At 63.0% G+C, this 15,392-nt stretch carries 20 protein-coding genes; 17 read left to right on the top strand and 3 right to left on the bottom strand.

Annotated elements, in window-relative coordinates:
* Nucleotides 1-21 precede the first annotated feature (21 nt).
* The 9 genes from AC5P5R_RS15440 (at nucleotide 22) to AC5P5R_RS15400 (ending at nucleotide 5,743) form a co-directional block, all read left to right on the top strand.
* On the top strand, nucleotides 22-504 hold the full coding sequence (locus AC5P5R_RS15440; RefSeq protein ID WP_061478924.1) for a hypothetical protein: 483 nt from the start codon (nucleotides 22-24) through the stop codon (nucleotides 502-504).
* Nucleotides 505-798: 294 nt separating this feature from the next.
* Nucleotides 799-1,305: a hypothetical protein gene (locus AC5P5R_RS15435; RefSeq protein ID WP_088470573.1), complete on the top strand. Its 507-nt coding sequence runs from the start codon at nucleotides 799-801 to the stop codon at nucleotides 1,303-1,305.
* A gap of 21 nt (nucleotides 1,306-1,326) precedes the next feature.
* Nucleotides 1,327-1,686: a hypothetical protein gene (locus tag AC5P5R_RS15430; protein ID WP_134951382.1), complete on the top strand. Its 360-nt coding sequence runs from the start codon at nucleotides 1,327-1,329 to the stop codon at nucleotides 1,684-1,686.
* On the top strand, nucleotides 1,679-2,167 hold the full coding sequence (locus AC5P5R_RS15425) for an ankyrin repeat domain-containing protein (protein WP_134951383.1): 489 nt from the start codon (nucleotides 1,679-1,681) through the stop codon (nucleotides 2,165-2,167). The genes AC5P5R_RS15430 and AC5P5R_RS15425 overlap by 8 nt, the downstream gene beginning before the upstream one ends.
* A gap of 359 nt (nucleotides 2,168-2,526) precedes the next feature.
* Nucleotides 2,527-2,781 (top strand): hypothetical protein, encoded by a 255-nt coding sequence (locus tag AC5P5R_RS15420; RefSeq protein ID WP_088470576.1) that lies wholly within the window; start codon nucleotides 2,527-2,529, stop codon nucleotides 2,779-2,781.
* A 25-nt stretch (nucleotides 2,782-2,806) separates the two neighbouring features.
* A complete protein-coding gene (locus AC5P5R_RS15415) occupies nucleotides 2,807-3,277 on the top strand; it encodes a hypothetical protein (protein WP_240458888.1) in 471 nt (156 codons plus the stop codon).
* Nucleotides 3,278-3,536: 259 nt separating this feature from the next.
* The gene (locus tag AC5P5R_RS15410; RefSeq protein ID WP_088470577.1) at nucleotides 3,537-3,977 is read left to right on the top strand and encodes a DUF6573 family protein; all 441 of its coding nucleotides are present in this window, start codon (nucleotides 3,537-3,539) and stop codon (nucleotides 3,975-3,977) included.
* A gap of 90 nt (nucleotides 3,978-4,067) precedes the next feature.
* Nucleotides 4,068-4,985: a hypothetical protein gene (locus tag AC5P5R_RS15405; protein ID WP_088470578.1), complete on the top strand. Its 918-nt coding sequence runs from the start codon at nucleotides 4,068-4,070 to the stop codon at nucleotides 4,983-4,985.
* Complete coding sequence (locus AC5P5R_RS15400) at nucleotides 4,982-5,743, top strand: AbiU2 domain-containing protein (protein WP_088470579.1); 762 nt, start codon at nucleotides 4,982-4,984, stop codon at nucleotides 5,741-5,743. The genes AC5P5R_RS15405 and AC5P5R_RS15400 overlap by 4 nt, the downstream gene beginning before the upstream one ends.
* A gap of 162 nt (nucleotides 5,744-5,905) precedes the next feature.
* Here the strand turns inward: AC5P5R_RS15400 and AC5P5R_RS15395 are convergent, their stop codons facing one another.
* Complete coding sequence (locus AC5P5R_RS15395; RefSeq protein WP_162292566.1) at nucleotides 5,906-7,636, bottom strand: type 4 pilus major pilin; 1,731 nt, start codon at nucleotides 7,634-7,636, stop codon at nucleotides 5,906-5,908.
* 222 nt (nucleotides 7,637-7,858) lie between these two features.
* On the opposite strand from AC5P5R_RS15395, the gene AC5P5R_RS15390 reads away from it, so the two are divergent.
* From AC5P5R_RS15390 to AC5P5R_RS15375, 4 genes are all read left to right on the top strand, one after another.
* Nucleotides 7,859-8,032 carry a hypothetical protein gene (locus AC5P5R_RS15390; RefSeq protein WP_156476632.1) on the top strand — a complete coding sequence of 58 codons (174 nt, stop codon included), beginning with the start codon at nucleotides 7,859-7,861 and terminating at the stop codon, nucleotides 8,030-8,032.
* Entirely contained in the window at nucleotides 8,023-8,487 is a 465-nt protein-coding gene (locus AC5P5R_RS15385) for a hypothetical protein (protein WP_164281606.1), read from the top strand. The genes AC5P5R_RS15390 and AC5P5R_RS15385 overlap by 10 nt, the downstream gene beginning before the upstream one ends.
* A gap of 114 nt (nucleotides 8,488-8,601) precedes the next feature.
* Entirely contained in the window at nucleotides 8,602-9,198 is a 597-nt protein-coding gene (locus AC5P5R_RS15380; RefSeq protein WP_049463003.1) for an AAA family ATPase, read from the top strand.
* 35 nt (nucleotides 9,199-9,233) lie between these two features.
* Complete coding sequence (locus AC5P5R_RS15375) at nucleotides 9,234-9,818, top strand: hypothetical protein (protein WP_235646490.1); 585 nt, start codon at nucleotides 9,234-9,236, stop codon at nucleotides 9,816-9,818.
* 224 nt (nucleotides 9,819-10,042) lie between these two features.
* Here AC5P5R_RS15375 and AC5P5R_RS15370 read toward each other — a convergent pair whose 3' ends face one another.
* On the bottom strand, nucleotides 10,043-10,924 hold the full coding sequence (locus AC5P5R_RS15370; protein WP_046272104.1) for an HNH endonuclease: 882 nt from the start codon (nucleotides 10,922-10,924) through the stop codon (nucleotides 10,043-10,045).
* Between the two features lie 44 nt (nucleotides 10,925-10,968).
* On the bottom strand, nucleotides 10,969-12,024 hold the full coding sequence (locus tag AC5P5R_RS15365; RefSeq protein ID WP_240458878.1) for a hypothetical protein: 1,056 nt from the start codon (nucleotides 12,022-12,024) through the stop codon (nucleotides 10,969-10,971).
* A 766-nt stretch (nucleotides 12,025-12,790) separates the two neighbouring features.
* On the opposite strand from AC5P5R_RS15365, the gene AC5P5R_RS15360 reads away from it, so the two are divergent.
* From AC5P5R_RS15360 to AC5P5R_RS15345, 4 genes are all read left to right on the top strand, one after another.
* On the top strand, nucleotides 12,791-13,192 hold the full coding sequence (locus tag AC5P5R_RS15360) for a hypothetical protein (RefSeq protein WP_164281607.1): 402 nt from the start codon (nucleotides 12,791-12,793) through the stop codon (nucleotides 13,190-13,192).
* Between the two features lie 28 nt (nucleotides 13,193-13,220).
* The gene (locus tag AC5P5R_RS15355; RefSeq protein WP_049463006.1) at nucleotides 13,221-13,856 is read left to right on the top strand and encodes a hypothetical protein; all 636 of its coding nucleotides are present in this window, start codon (nucleotides 13,221-13,223) and stop codon (nucleotides 13,854-13,856) included.
* Nucleotides 13,857-13,919: 63 nt separating this feature from the next.
* Nucleotides 13,920-14,975: a hypothetical protein gene (locus AC5P5R_RS15350; protein WP_223224641.1), complete on the top strand. Its 1,056-nt coding sequence runs from the start codon at nucleotides 13,920-13,922 to the stop codon at nucleotides 14,973-14,975.
* 64 nt (nucleotides 14,976-15,039) lie between these two features.
* A complete protein-coding gene (locus AC5P5R_RS15345; protein ID WP_006375352.1) occupies nucleotides 15,040-15,372 on the top strand; it encodes a hypothetical protein in 333 nt (110 codons plus the stop codon).
* Nucleotides 15,373-15,392: the final 20 nt, after the last annotated feature.

Raw genomic sequence — 15,392 nt, 5'->3', positions numbered from 1 at the left:
ACACCACTTTAAGGAGGTCCCATGTCTTACAACGCTCACCACACCCCCGGCGGTCACATGCAGTGGGGCTTGTTGGCCCCCGCCACTGTGATCCTTGGGGGAGCGGGCTTGCTGTTTCTTGCCGGGGCCCAAGAGATCGGCCAGAACGAGGGCTACGGCTGGCAGGCCGGCCTGGCAGCCGCTGGTGGGGCAGCCGTGCTGCTCTTGCTGGCGATTCTCTACGTGTTGAACTGGCGAGCGGCCCGCGTGCGCGCGGCAAGGGCCAGCGGGCTCCCGGTTTCGCCGCCCAAAGGTGGCTTTGGAAAGGGCGCCCTGGTGGGCTTGCTCGTCGTCGTTGCCCTGCAGCTGGCCAGCGTTGCTGTGGGCCTGCTCTACCCGGGGTTGGAGGAGAGCGAGCGAAACTTCTTCACCTCCGTGCCCCCGATGGCTCTGACGGCGCTCATGCCCGTGGCGCTCATCGTCGGTGGCATCGCAGGCAAGCTCTGGCGCTCCACCAGCCTGTAAGATCAATCCATGTTCTATTGGGGCCCCCGCGAGGGGCCCTTTTTTGTGCAAAGAAAAAAGCCCACTGCCACCGCCGTCGCTTCGCGCCGGCTTCTGTAAAGCGGTGGTGGGAAAAGAGCGGATGACGCCATCGGCGCGAGAAGTGATGTTAGGAATAACTGCGGCCTTAGCTCCGCATTTTTTGCTTTTAGTCAATATCTTGTCCGCTAAATCCGTGGACAAATCTCCAGGGCGATCTACCTTGAATTTGGGGATGGGCAATCGCGCCCTCCGAAAACCATCAAGGAAATCAACATGAAAATCCATCATCTCGTCAGCGACGGAAACCAAGCGGTCGCTATCACTGAAGCTGCGTCCAGTGGGGGTGGACACTTCATGCACCCCGTTAAACTCTCCGCCATTCGCTTCGATGTGAAGGACGCTGAAACTGCGGTTGGCGAGCTCAACAGGTCTGGCCACCGTTATGAGAAGGCGTTCGAAGTGATCGAGCGTTGGGATGTCGATGCTCGCAACCAGGGGCCAAAGTCAAAATTCGGTCGAACCCTTGCCGCCCTGCTGGACGAGGCGCGAGATCACCTGAAGGGAGAGGCGACCTACGAAGCCAAAGACATGGGGGAGGGCACCATGCGCGCACTCAACGCCATGGCGAAGCAAGCCAGGCTTTCGCAGGTCCTTCCCGCTGCAGGTGGTCCGAGCATGATCATCGGTGGGCAGGTGTGGAACCCGTGCCAAGAGGTGCCGAACCAAGCTCCAGCTCCGGCGGCCGCTCTGGAAGCTCCCCGTCAGCGCGTGCGTCTGTGACCGCCGTCCAAGGAAAGAGAAGTGCTTAAATCCGTTCCTTCCCCAGACTTGGCTACCCTTCCGTCCTCCCGGGGCTACTCCCGTGATTTGGAGCGCTTGCAGGCGGCCGCGGCACGCGCGCAGGTCACCCGAAACGAAGCTGTGCGCCAAGTGCTCGCCATTTATGCCGCCCACCCTTACGCACTGAGCAAGCGTCGTCTGGGTGGGGAGCGGGACGTGCGCCTGGCCTACCTTCCGCTGCAGCGCAGCGTTCTGGAGGCAGTGGAGCAGGGCGCGGTGAACGCGGAGATTTCCACCGCGGAGGCGGTGCGCCAGATCATCCGTGACTACGTCGAAGGACAACTGCTACGGAACCACGTTCGGGGCAGCCGCCATGGCTGACCGCCGCCCACCACCGCCTGGAAGTCCGAGCGCCGAGCTGATTCACGCGTGCGTCGAAGGAAGCCTTTTCCGTGCTCTACAGGCCCTGCGGCAGGGCGCCAACCCCAACGCGTGGCGCCTCAACGAAGGTTCTGCGCTCCATTCCGCACTTGCCTGGCCCCGCATCGTCGAAGCCCTCCTGCAAGCTGGTGCGCACCCTCAAGAGAGGAACCACTGGTGCGAGCGCCCGCTGGAAAAGCTGGCGGCGGACTACCGGTTGAGCGACAACGCCGACGAGCGCAATCGCTTTGAGCAGACGGCATTGCTGCTGTTGCGGCTGGGTGGCAACCCTCATCGGGGCAGCCCGTTCTGGAACACGCCATCGCTGAACGCGGCGATGCCGCACGTGGTGGCCGCGGTGGAAGCCGAACAACGCGCGGTGCTCCTGGAGCAGGCGTGGGCAGCCCAAGGAAGCGTCAGTGCAAAGCGGGCAAGGCTGTAGAGCCAACGGCCCAACGCGGCCACCGGTCGCTTCGCGCCGGCTTCTGTAGAAGCGGCGGTGGAAAAGAGCAGGTGAAGCCTTCGGCGCGAGAAGTGATGTTAGGAATAACTGCGGCCTTAGCTCCGCAGTTCTAGAAATTAGTCAAGATTTTGTCCACTGCAACCGTGGACAAATCTCTAAGGCGATCTACCTTGGGGTCAGGAAGAGCGCAACGCTTTTTCCACCGACTGGAACCGCCGACATGACCCTTTCTCTTCTCGCCATCGCTGCCCCCATCGCCCTTCCGTTTAGCGTCTGGTTGGCCCAGCGCCTCGAAAGCTGCATCGACCGTGCCCTTTGGGCGCACTGAGGGAAACGCCATGACCACGCGTGCCGCCCGACACCGCTATTACCCTTACGAGCGCAGCGATGGCTCTGTGTGTTACCTGCCAAAGCTGTTGCACGAGGGGATTCAGCGCTACCCACGAACGATTGCGCACTACCACCTGGTGCAGTGGCTGGGGGTGTCCAAGTTGCTCAGCAAAGACGAATACAAGCAAATGGCGTGGCTGGGCTCACAGCGGGGCACGCTCCGAAACACCCATGATTCAACGCAGGCTCGTCTCACCGGCTGACACCCTGGCAGGGCAAAATGGATTCATGACCCACGCTGCTGCTCCATCCACCCTTCAAGCCCCGGCCTACGGCCTGCTGCTCGGCCACACCGAGTGCCATTTCTGCCACGCGCCGACGCCCACCGCCGCGATCTGGGTGCCCTCGTTCGAGGAGCACGACGACGAGGACCTGGTGGATCAGGGGGGTGCCGTGCTGCGCTACATCGAGCGTTTGGACAAGAACACTGCCGCTTTCGTGGCGGGCCACGCGCCCTGGCTTCGTTTCGCCGCCACCCTGACGTCAGGGCAAACCTACCTGGCCCATCACTGCACCACCTGCGGGGCCCTCCAAGGGGACCACTTCGTGTTCTCGCCGGATGGTCCCTACTGGCCCCAGAACGATGTCGAGCTTGCACGCCTGACGTTTGTCCAGGGCCTTGGCCCGCTCACCGCTCAAGCATCGGCAGGACAGAGCGCCTGGATGGACCGGGTCCCTCTGGCCTGCGCCCAGGCCTGACGGTATTCCCAAGTTCAACCCCGAATCGGTGTGCCGCTCGCGGCACGCCATTCAAGCCCCATGCGCTGCGCGCGGCCCCATCGCCCGGCTCTCCGGTCAAGGGCCATTCCAGGGCCCGTGTCCTCGCTTCGCTGCGGGCCGCGCCAGCCCTTCCATTTCCTCCCTTGACCGCGCCGAGCGGTGGGGCGGTGGGTTTCCCATTCCAGGACATCCCGACCGGATGCCCTGGGCGGGCCATCACTGACAAGAGGAACTGCGCATGTTCGAACCTTCTGATCTCATCCATTCCTACGCCCGCGCCCAGGCGATCGAGGACGGCGTCTTGGTGGACGTGTCCGACGTGGCCAAAGAAGCCGGTTTCAAGTTGCCCGTGGCCATCACCCGCGCTGCGTGGGCGCGCTACGTGGAAGTGCCCAGAGGGTTGGAAGTGCGTGGGCAGTCGGTGGAGGGCCGGCTCTGGGACGTGCTTTTCATGCTCCACGTGGCCATCAAGCGGCAACAAGGCAACGGTTCGGAGCTCCAGTTCCAACTCCACGTGGCTCTGCCCGATGCCGGTGACTGGTTGTCAAACGAAGCCCACCCGGAGGCCGGGTCTGGGCTGACGCGGTCGACCCATCGCCTTGTCAGGTTCAAGGCCTTGTGCGGGCCTGGGGATGCCCCGGAGCCGGTGGTCACCATCATGCTGCCCAACGAGGATTGAGAAAGGGAGACGGGCGGGACACCGGCCCTCATCGTTTTCCCGTGCTGGTCCCGCCGCTACCATGGTGGGACGACAAGGGAGGGGTAGGGGATGGAAAAGTTCGATTGGTCGAAGGTGGAGTTTGCACGCACGCTTTGGCGAAGCCGGGTTATCCCGGACGCGTTGCCGATCCTCATCCGGTGGGCGCAGGAGGGCGAAGCTCATTCCTACAGCGACCTGGCCCAAGAGCTGCACGACACCTTCGGACACGAGATCAAACCCCGCAAAGACCTCTACGGCACCGTCGCCGGGGGAGTGGCCCAGGCCCTGCAGTGGCTCAGCGAGCAGTGGAAGGAACCCATCCCGCCCCTCCACGCAATCGTCGTCAACAAGAACACGAAACACCCTGGCGAGGGGGCGATCACCATCTCGCCAGCTTACTTCGCGGGGAAGAAGCTGGACACCGAGGAAGAGCGCCGTGCGCACTTGCGAGAGGCGATGGAAGACGTTTTCACCTATCCCAATTGGGACCGGGTCGCCCGCGCTCTGGGAGCCACCATGCTGACCCCGTCCGCGGGGGCGGTTGAAGAGGTGGCAGCGGATGCGCCTCTTCCCCTTCCTAAAGTCCAGGAAGGGGGGCGGCCAGAGAGCGACGAGCACAAAGCGTTGAAGGCGTGGGTGGCCAGCCATCCCGAAGAGTTCGTGGACTTTGGGTACTTCCCCATGGGGAGCAACGAGAAGTTGTTGAGCTCGGGTGACCGACTGGACGCGCATTTCGATAACGGAAGACATCGCCTGGCGGTGGAAGTTAAAACCAGCAAGTGCTCGGAGGACGAACTCCAGCGAGGCGTCTATCAAGCGGTGAAATACCGCGCCGTTCTCCGGGCCGAGCAGAAGGCCATCCGCCACGTGCCCAACGGGGAGGCGGTGCTGGTGTCCACGCGCGCTCCGAACGCGGAAACCCGTGCGCTCATCAAGCGGCTGCAGGTGCGTTTCCAGCAGGTGCCGCTGGAGGCGGAGCAAGAATGAAGCCTGAGGAACTGGAACAACGTATTCGCCAAATCGATGGATTCGTTCGGGTGCTCACGCAGGAGTGCCACATCCTCGACGAGCGCCGGCACATTCTGTCCCCACTCATTCAAGATCCCGAGATTCAGGCAGGGCTGAAAGCCAAGCTGGACAAGACGCCCGGCGCCAATGCGTGGAACCACTTGGCTCCGCTTCTTGGACAAGACCTGGTGCGCGATCAGTCACGGCTTTTTCTGGACAACGATCCCAGGTCGGGTAGCCTGACCAACCTGTGGAGAAAGCTGCAAGCAGATCCAGGCATCAGGGAGCACTACCGGGAGCGCTACGGGCGCATGTTCGATCACTTCCACGACGAACCGATCAGTGACCTGCCGCCCGAAAGCTCGGCTGTTTTCCAGGAGAAGTTCAGACAGAGCGATCGGGACGAAAATTACTCGCGCTTCGATAATGGCTGGGAAAAGGTCTCCAATGAAATGGTGATCCTTTCGGCTGATCCCGTGGCAGCGAAAATCAAGACCCTACGGGACAAGCACCACGCCCACCTGGAAATGCGCAAGCTGGACGAGGAGCCTGGCGCGTTTGACATCAACACGCTTGGGTTGACCTTCAATGAGGTCTTGGCTTTTGGCGATCGCTGTCAGGCCATCGTGGCAGAGCTGGGGCTGCTGCTGACCGGGACCAGCTGGGATCCACAGCAATACGCGGCGGTTCACGAAGCCCAGGGCAAGGCGATGTGGAAAACCCTGGCTGGGGTTTGACTTCGAGGCACAACAGCGAAGAGCCCAGAAGCCGCCGCAGGTGGCCAAGCCACCTGCCTTCTGAAAAGCACGCTTGGTGCGAGGGCATTGCCTCCGGTCGGTTTTGGAGATCCGAAGCTTTGCCACTTCGAACGTGAGGGATGCCCCCCGCCTTCTTTGCCGTCAGGGGCATTTGAATTCAAAGCCCACCCAGTCGCTCGCTCCCAGGTCTTGCCAGTAGAACCGCGCGCCTGGACCCACGACGCTGCACGAGCAAGCCGCCGGCCAAACCGCGGTGCCTGGGTGGTTGACGAAGCCGTAACCTGGCATCGGAGTTAAGTTGGCGCGCAGCGCGTAGACACAGGCTTCCAAAGCCGGTGTTGGGCGGGTCACGCCAGGTGGCTCTGGCGTAAACGTGGGGGTGTCGTTCGTTTCGTATTGCCAGGTGCATGCCAACGAGGTGGCTTGAAGCTCGGCCAGGGTCCGGGGAGCGTTGCAGAAGATCGCCCAGCCGTAGTGCCCTCCGTCTCCCCACGAATGCCAAGATCGCCCGGTGTATTCGGGAAACGTCGGGGGTGGTGCGTTGGGTGTGCATGTATTGGCCTCGTTGCGACGAACCCCCGTCTCCGCCCAATTTGTCCAAGTGGTGAACGTCGGGCTGGGCAGCGACCACGTGGTGGCCGGGCAGTTGTAAGACCCCATCCTGGTCCGCCGCTGCTCGGCCTGCCACGTGTGCGATCCACTTTGGCCTGCCGGGCAAGCGGCACTCGCGGCGACCCACTGGGTTTCGGCTTGTGGGAAAGGTGCTGGGCAAGCCGCGCAGGTGGTGTTGGTTTGCGTCCAAGCGTCCCACGAACCGGTGCCCGTGCATGAGAAGGTCCGCCGCTGGCCGATCGAGCCAAACTGACCTGCAGGGCATCCCACGTTGCGGGTCTCGGGAGCAGGGCACGGAGTGCAGGTGCTGCTGGTCGTGGTCCAACTGCCGGCCGTCGTGGACCCAGCCCACGCCTCGTAAACACTCGGGTCGGTTCCGCAGTGGTGACGGCGGTGTTGGAACACCTGGCCCACCTGGCCCACTGGGCAGTTGATCGTTCGGTTCTCGCTCCACTCTCGGCACGGCATCGTGGTGCTGATCGGCGGCGGCGTGACCGGCGGTGAAGTGGGCGGAGCCGGAGGCGTCACGCTCACCGGGGGAGCGGGCGGCGTGACCGGTGGGGGCGTCGTGGGCGGAACGCTTGGTGGCGGGGCGGTTGGGGGCGACACCGGCGTGGAAGGTGGCACCGGCCCCACGGGCCCCACCGGGAATCCCACGGGCGGAGAACCGGGTGGAGTGGCCGGAGGTGTTGCTGGCGGCAATACTAGAGGCGATCCGGTCCACTCGCCTCCCAACAATCCGCTGTGGTAGACGAAGACCACGCGCGATTTGTCCGCACACGTGCGGCTCAGCAATCCGACGTCGAGTTGGCCGCCGGTGTTTCGAATCACCGACACGTCCGACACCTGCGCGTCCCACACCCCGCCCGCGTTGGCCGCGACCAGGGCCACGCACGCTTGACGAGGAAGGCCGGCGTAGCTCACGGAGAACGAATCGCCGAAGCGATCCACGGTGTAAGGCTGGACGTCCACCGCGCCGCCCCACGCGTTGGTCAAAACGTTTTCCCCGGCGCCGAGCTGGGATTCAGGGGCCAATCCATCGACCACCACGGCCGTGGTGCTCACCCCGCGGAACGTCCCCACCACCCCAAAGCTGCTTTCAAGACGACGGGACAGCTCGCGCAGGTTGCGCGTCTCGCTGGCCACCTTGGACTTTGCATCGACCTGGCCAAAGAACAGGAACATCGCGCCCGTGGCGGCGGTCACGGCCCCGAGCGCAAGCAAGGCCTCGGTGAGGGTGAAGCCCAGCGCGCTGCGCACGCCCTTGGAAACGTGGGTGAGAGTGGGCGAACAACGGGGGCGGGTTGTGTGCGTCATGCACTCAGCATGCGATGCACCTGGGATTCCGCAAGCCCCTGTTTTTAGTCAAAAAAAGGTCGATTTTTCATCTTGACATTGCTCGGCGATCTGGTTGCATGAGGTCAAGTGAGTGGGTCGACCTACTCACGAACGTAGCTCCAAACAACCCAAGAGACCGCCACCATGATTGAAAGCCCCGCCAACTTGTCCCGCCTTATTGCTGGCCTTCCTTTCGCGCACATCCCTCCCACGGTTCCCGCGTTCCTGCCCGAAGGCAAACTTCGCCGGCAAGCCCGCCTGGCGCGCGAGCAACGCCACTTCGAGCGCCAGCTGCGCAAGGAGCTGAAATGGAAATGACCACAGACCGGCGTGCTCAACGGCTTCTGGATGCCATCGAGCACCGCAACCCACAGGCTTTGAAGAGAACCATTGCGGCCATCCGCGAGGCACGTCTGAAGGCGTGGAGGGGCCTGACGGCTTTCCCGTCCTTGGACCACCCGGTGGGGCCCAACGGAATCACCGCTTTCCACGTCGCTTGCATGGCGTGGCACGTGAACCAGGATGACCTGGCGAAGCGGCAGTGCTACGACAAGATGGCTGGAATGCTGGCTGAAGCCGGAGCGGACGTGTTCGCGGAGTTCGGTCCGGCAAAACAACGCTGGACGATCATCGAAGCACTGCATGGCGCTGCGCCACCGTCTGTCAAAGCATGGATGGCCTCTCAGCCGTTCGATCTGCATTGCTCGGCGTCAAACACCGCCCACACGATTCGGTGGGACGGCCGTCGTCCAGTCGCCTCGCTAGAAGAATAGAAAAGAATCCAAGGGCTGAACGGCCCGAAAGGGTTGCAAAAACATGCACTTGCGCAATGGCGGCGTCGGGGTAGATTCGGAGGGAACCCCTATCTACTCACGAAAGGATGTCCTATGCGACTGTGCAACTTCTCACTCAAGGGTGGCGTCGGCCGCACGACGCTGGCCCTGAATCTAGCCGGGTGCTATGCCCGTGACCCCAGCCTGCGTGTGCTGGTCAATGACCGGGACCCCCAAGGCGGGGCCTGCGCGTTTGCCTCACTGTCGGACGAAACACCGTTCAGTGTCGGGCGATCGCGCTCCCCTGGCTTCGACGTGGAGATCACCGACACCCCGCCGCGTCTGCCGGACAACGAGGTGATTCCCGAGGCGGACCTCTACCTGGTGCCGACGTTGCTCGACGGGGCCAGCTTCCTCATCTTCCTGCGAACCGTGGATGTTCTTGAAAAGAAGGGAAAGCGTTACCTGCCCATCGCCAACCGGGCCAACGAGAGGCGGGCAGCCCATCGACGTCGCCTGGAGCACCCCAAGATGTCGGGCGCCATGCTGGTGCGGGATCGTGCGTTGTTTGCGGACTGCTACGAGGAGGGAAAGACCGTGTTCGACGCCAACGGCCGCTGGGCCCGGGTGGCCCAGGAGGAGATCCACGCCTTGGCGGTCCGGGTGCGCGACATCCTGGCTGCTGGTGCAGGCCGGAGGGCTGCGGCATGATGGAGCTTCCCTTGGTTTCCCTCCCAGATCCACTCATGGCCACTCGCAAAGCTCCTGCCAAGAAGGCTGCCACAAAGAAGGCCGCGGCGAAGAAGGCGGCCAAGCGCACGTTGGACGACGTCAAGGACGTGACCCATGCCAAGCCCCGCCGGGCCAGCAAAGCAGACAGCCTGCCTGTTGCCCACATCCCGGAGCATTTGTTGCTGGGGCCGGGCGACTACCCGGAGCGCAAGTCCTACTTTGACTACGACGACAGCCAGAAGGCGGGCAGCGTCGGAGGAAAGCGGGTTCACATGGTCATGCCCCGATCGGTCACCCTCCATGACTACCGCCGTCGGGAGGACGGGCTGCGCCACCACCGGGCCATGGTGACCATCCCGCCAAAACTCCGCGAGAACATCGCCAAGCTGTTTGGCTTCGACGATTCGGAAGGCGCCGGCAGTGAAGTCGCGTTGACGACCGCCATGGTGGCGTTGGCCGACTACGCCGCGGCGTCGCTCATCCAGGATAAGACGCTGTTGATCGTGAGCTCGCCCGAGGACGAACACGCGGAGGACCGCAAGGCCGCCAGGGTGGCGGTGCGGAATCTGGGGATGAGCAAGAACGGAAAGATCTACTGACCCTCACAAACAGGGGAACGAAGAAAGCGGCCATAGCCGCTTTCTTGTAGCTGTGGATCATCCCGTGGGCAGAGCAAAAGCAGCTAAAAAAGCGTCCCCTGGCGGGAGCAGGCATACGCCTACGGCGCGGAGAACCGTTGATTGAACTTCCGGATCCACGCGGAGGGCGTTTCTATCATGAGCAATGGTTCGATTTGTCCGATCAGCCGGAGCTTTGGGTCGGCTCATTGGGGAAGGCTGGCAACCTCCAGTTCGGACGATTCATTGCCCGCCAGTCGCCGCCGCAGGGCCTCTTTGGACATCTTGGGCGGAGCGTCCAGCGAGAGCTCCTTTCCGTCCAGCGAACGGTAGAACGGATCGTCCACCCCCGCGCTGACGTAAACGACCAGGTCCGGCCCGATGGTTAACAGGCCTGCATCGAACAACGCGTGGATGTCCTTCCGTAGCAGTAAGCCATTGCTCAAAGCATTGGTGGCTGCCCCGTTGTAGGGGACGATGTGAGCGGCGTCGATGACGCTTGCCAAGGCGGTCCCGGTGACCATGCACACGGCTCCGTAGTGAGCGACTAGGCGTTTACGAAACTCGGCTTGGCCCTCTCGGATCACCCGAAGGACTTGTTCCACCCGCTTGCCCTCGGCCACGACGGCTTCCGCCGCCGGGGGCAGTGCCTGTTCCACTGCCAACCGCCCGCTCTCTTCCAGCACTCCCAGGAGTGCTTGGATGGCATCGTATCCAAGCAGCTCTGCCGCCGGGCGCAGCTGTGGGTCAATGCCGGATCGGTGTCGGATGTGGGCCAACAGGAGGGCGGCGTCTTCGAGGTAAGTGAGCTTCTCTCGGCGCATGCTCCAAAGCTGGTTCAGTTCGTCCAAGCCCCAGGTGTTCAGCGCCAACTGGACCTCACCGCTGCTCATCCGGCGGGCGAGGTTGCCCTTGGCTAGGTTCTGCCGGACCAAGTATTCCTTAAGCTCGGGCGGATCGGTCAGCTCATCGTCATCGATGGCAAACAGGCTTCTGTAGGTCCGCGTGGCGGCTTGGCTCTTCTCTTCGTGGCGTCGTCGTTGTTTCTCCGCCCGCCACTTGGCGATGCGTTCCTTTTCGCTTTCCATGCCGGATGGTGTTCGAGGTTGGGTGCGAAGCTAATGGTAGTGGATCACGGCCGCTGAGAGCGGCCTTGCACTTTCCGCTGGCGGGCCTCCAACCACGACGACGCTAGATCGTCCACATCGGCCTGCATGGCTGCCCGCTCCCCGGGCAACCATGCCCTCAGCGTCCCACTTGCCACGCCCGCGTCTCGCTTCGCCAAACGCCGCCTTGCTTCCAACCACTGGGCCTTCGTTTCCCCCTCACGTGTGGCTTGGCGCTGGGTTCGCATGCGAACCGCATTGGGCTTGTCGCTGTAAGCCGGGACGTGGTCTTTGCCCATGCTGGGCCACGGTGTTTCGTGCGTGCCCTGTCGCCGCAGGCGGATCTGGCGCAGGCTTGGATACCGGGCCATCCACCGGTTCTCAAAGGTGCGGTCGGGGAGGGGATAAGTCTCCATAGGCAGGGGAATGACCAACGCGTGGAGGGCGATCAGTTGCCACACCGCCGATTGAAAAACATCCTCGGTCAACCGGAAGGCCACCACCTCGGGGTGTTCCAGCCATTCGCCCCGGTGCACGTTGCGCAAGAGCGCGGCCAAGTCGTTCCGCGTGAGATCGGCACGCTGGGCCAGTGGCCACCCCAGCATCCAGCTGTCCGAATGCCGCTCGACGTGAACGACGAACCGGGGGTGTATCCAGCGCTCTTGGAGCTGGGCATGGACGGTGGCTGGCTTGGCAAAGCGCCCCACCTCGACCAGGTGGTTGTCGGAGCGCTGGAGGACAAGCAGCCGGTCGGCCAGCAGGGCATCCAGCATGGCTGGGGGCAACCGTTGGCTCAACTCGGGCCAGGCCAACAGGTCACGGCTGCCCCGCTCGGTGATGCAGCGCTTGCAAGCCATGCGCAGGTTCTCGGTGTCCCTTGGGCCGGCTAGGCTCAACGGAACGAGCGGTGAGAGCCCCCACGAATGGCGACGGTCCAAGTCCAGGGGGGCGGTGCAGAAAGCGCACACAGGGCTTTCGGAACGGCGGGCCACGTCCAGTGCCCAGCGTGGGGTGGCAGGCCCACGGGCGGCATGGAAGGCCAGCACGCGGCGGGCAAACGTGTCCAGGTCAGCGGTGGTCATGGGAGCACTCCTGAAACGACAGCAGGTGGATCATTGATGGGCCAATGGCGGTGAATGACGGCCATGGCGCGCACCCTTGTTTGACTAAAACGAATTGGTGCGAGGGATTTGCGGCTTCCTTCCAGTGGTTCTTTGGCTGCCCACGGATGATTCGGAAAACACGGTGTCGGTGTATCCAATGGCACCGCACGCGTTTGACTAAAACCAACGTGGCTTGGGTGTCGTGGGGCAGTGCAGCGGGTGGGCGAGGGCAACCTGTCCTGGGGATCCGGGGCAATGCGAAACGGTGGGCTGAAACGCTCCGCACGGATTCCCGTGGTGGGGCATCGGTGGGCGTGAGGGGTGGAAGAGCGGGAGCGCTGCGTGGGCATGGCGTGGGCGGTGGTCCTGTGGGGCGAGGGGGCGTAGACCACCAATAGCGCAGCTGGGGCAACACGCAAGGGGCCGCCGAAAAGCAACTGCAAGAGCCCAACGTGGGTGGAAGCAATGTCGGCAGTGGCAGAGAAGCAGGAGCCCGGACGGTTCCCTAGAGTCGTCATACACATGACGCACTTAAGTGGGAGTGCGCTTTTCGCCCAAGAATCGGCGTCACATCTGCCGAAATCCCAATCCAATCAAGGCCTGACCGTGTCTCCAGCGAATGGAGACAGTGTCGGTGCTTGTTAGCTCGTTTAGCCTTTGTTTTTCAGGCTCCTGCGGTGGGGCCTTGCCAACTCCGAGATTCGCGGTATCGGTGGAGTAATCCCGAAATGGAGTTACTCGACCAATGGCGTTCGTTCGTCACAACGTAAACCTTGACCGCGGGCAACTAAAACTTGCTCAGCGGCTTGCTCGTGAATCGGGCAGTGGGTTCAGCGCTTACATGCGAGAGGCGCTGGAGCGACACAACACCGCCACGTCAGTGGTGAGCGTGTTGGAGAACGCCAGCGCTCAGCTGGAGCGCCTCATCGACGATCTGCGGGAAGAGAACGCGCTGTTTCGCAGTGCGCTCCAAGAGGACCTGCGGCGGTTGCGAGACGAAACGAAGGCGGAGCAGGACAGCGCCATTCAGCGCTACGAAGAAGCGCTTCGCAAGGTCGTGACGGCGGCCCTCTCGCAACCCTCTCCCAAAGGTTCTGGTGCGGCCAAGGTGCCCGCAACCGGACCCATGACTGCTCCACGCACCTAACTTTCCCCCACAGCAGGAGATCCATCCCATGAACCGTTTTTCCGTTCCTCTCACTCTCTGCCTGGCGGCGTTCATGCCGCTTCAGGTTTCCGCCCAGGCTGCCCCTGATGCGGTCCATGCCGCGGAGGACGATGGCAAGCCCAAGGCCGACAAGAAGCGTCTGTTCAAAGCCGGTGGCATCGGTTGCGTGGCCGGCGGAGCCATCGCCTTGCTCACGGGCAAGAAAGACAAGGCCTTGGGCGCTTGCGCCGCAGGTGCTGCCGTGGGTGCTTCGGCGTCCTACGTGAAGCAGCAGCGGGAACACGCCGAGCAGGCCGCCGACGCCGCCCGTGCGGCTGGCATGGAGGCCGAAGTGGTCACCAAGACCGAAACCGTGGAGGGCAAGCAGGAAGCCGTCCTGGATTCGTTGCGCTTGAACTACAGCCCCGCCGACATGAAGCGGTTGGACGGCGACACACGGGCCTTCCTCGACAAGTTCGCGGGTCTTTTGAACAAGTCCAGCAACGGTTTGACGGTGGTGTTCCAGGGAGCTGACAAGGCCGCCTGCCAAGTGCCCATCGTGGAGCTGGCCAAGCGTGGCGCGCTGTCCAAGGTCACGGTGGACGACCGCTGCGGCAGCGGTGAGCCCGTGATCGTCGTTACCCCGGTGCCTGACGTCCGCTGACGCCAATCGCCCGGGTGTCTTGCGATGCCCGGGCTTCCTTTCCCCCCATTCCCAGGAGCCGACATGACCCCAGAAGAAAGAATCCAGCAACGCAAGCGCGAAGAATTGCTGAAGCGTGCCAACGCAACCCCAACCGCTTCGCCCACGCAAGAAGAGCGGCTGGTTTCCGACGGCATGAAAGAGAACCTGAAAGCCGCCAGTCACTGGGCCGGGGTGATCAGCAAGCGCACTGCCGAGTTGACCCAGAAGGGCGTTGTTGCCGCTGCAGAGAAGGCGAAGCAAGCCAAGGCGCAACTGGACGCAAAGCGCACCCGAGAAGCCCAGGAACATCGTGTTGTCGAAGAGAAGCCTCAAGACGCTCCGCTCACCGTGGAGCAGGAAATGTTGGTCAGGCAACTGACGTCCGATGCAGCTGCACCGGTTCTCGTAGGAGCGGGTGATAAGGGAATGTGCACCGTTTGGGAGCTGGTTGATGAATTTGGAGAGCCCGGCGCACAGGTTGCAGATGGATTGGGTGGCCCTTCGGTGGACGCCAAGGCGTTGAGCAATGAAGATACGGCAGCCTTGGTCAATCTGTCTCAGCAGGACGCAGTGGAAGTCCTGTCCGTTTCCGCGGTGCCTGAAGGGTCCAACCGGCTCCCGGAGGCCGCGTCACCAGAGCAGCCAGTAACTCCAATCCAACCCAGCCCCCGCTCTCGTTTGTCTTGGGTCTTGGCCGGTGTGTTGGCGGTGGCATTGGTCGCGGGCGCGATCTACTTCTTGCTTGGGAAGAACAACCAGGTGCCTCCAAGCACACCGGCTCCCGTGGCACCGGTTGCTACTCCGGCTGTTCCAGAGCGGTTGCCCGAGGTGGTGGAAGCCCCCGTGGTTGTGCCTGCTCCAGCAGTGCTTCCAGAGCAGGCCGAGCCAGAGCCTGCGATCGAGAAGCCAGAGCCGGTCGCCACTCCCCCGGTAACGACGACAGCGCCAATTGCGCCCCAGCCAATGCCTTCGCCGAAACGTGCGACTGCCCCGTTGCCGAGGAAGGCCCCCGCACCCGCCGCCGAACCGCGGAACGACTGGCAGCAAAAAGCCAACGCAGACCTGGACGCTTGGGCAAAGAAGTCGGGGATCGACTGATCCCCTTGCGCATCCGCGGATTCGATCTAGAAAGAAGTGACCTACTCACGAATAGAGGAGAGACATGTTCAAGTGGCTGTTCACGCAATACCGGGAACCCGGAAAACTTCACTTCGGCTCAAAGTGGCTGAACCTGCACGGGCGCTTGTTCCTCGGCAGCCCTGAATCGTTTGGCATGGGCCACCTGAGCGAAGGCGTCCGCCGCACTTTCTACTACTTGCGCGCCGATCGCAGGCCTCCGGTCAGAGACGACGCCGCGTATGAGGCATGGACCAAGGATCGGCTCTACGCAAGCAAGGTTGAGCAGGTCGCAGAGCGCTGGGTGGCCAAAGCGGGCTTCCTGGCGTGCGCGCCGCTTTGCTTGGTGCTTGCCGTCTTGGCGCATTGGCTTCGTTGATTTGACAGGGGAGGGAAACA

The sequence above is a fragment of the Stenotrophomonas sp. YJH_SMC_19 genome (assembly GCF_059367915.1).
Note: the sequence above shows the minus strand (reverse complement) of the source record. Positions and strands in the feature narration are given on the sequence as shown.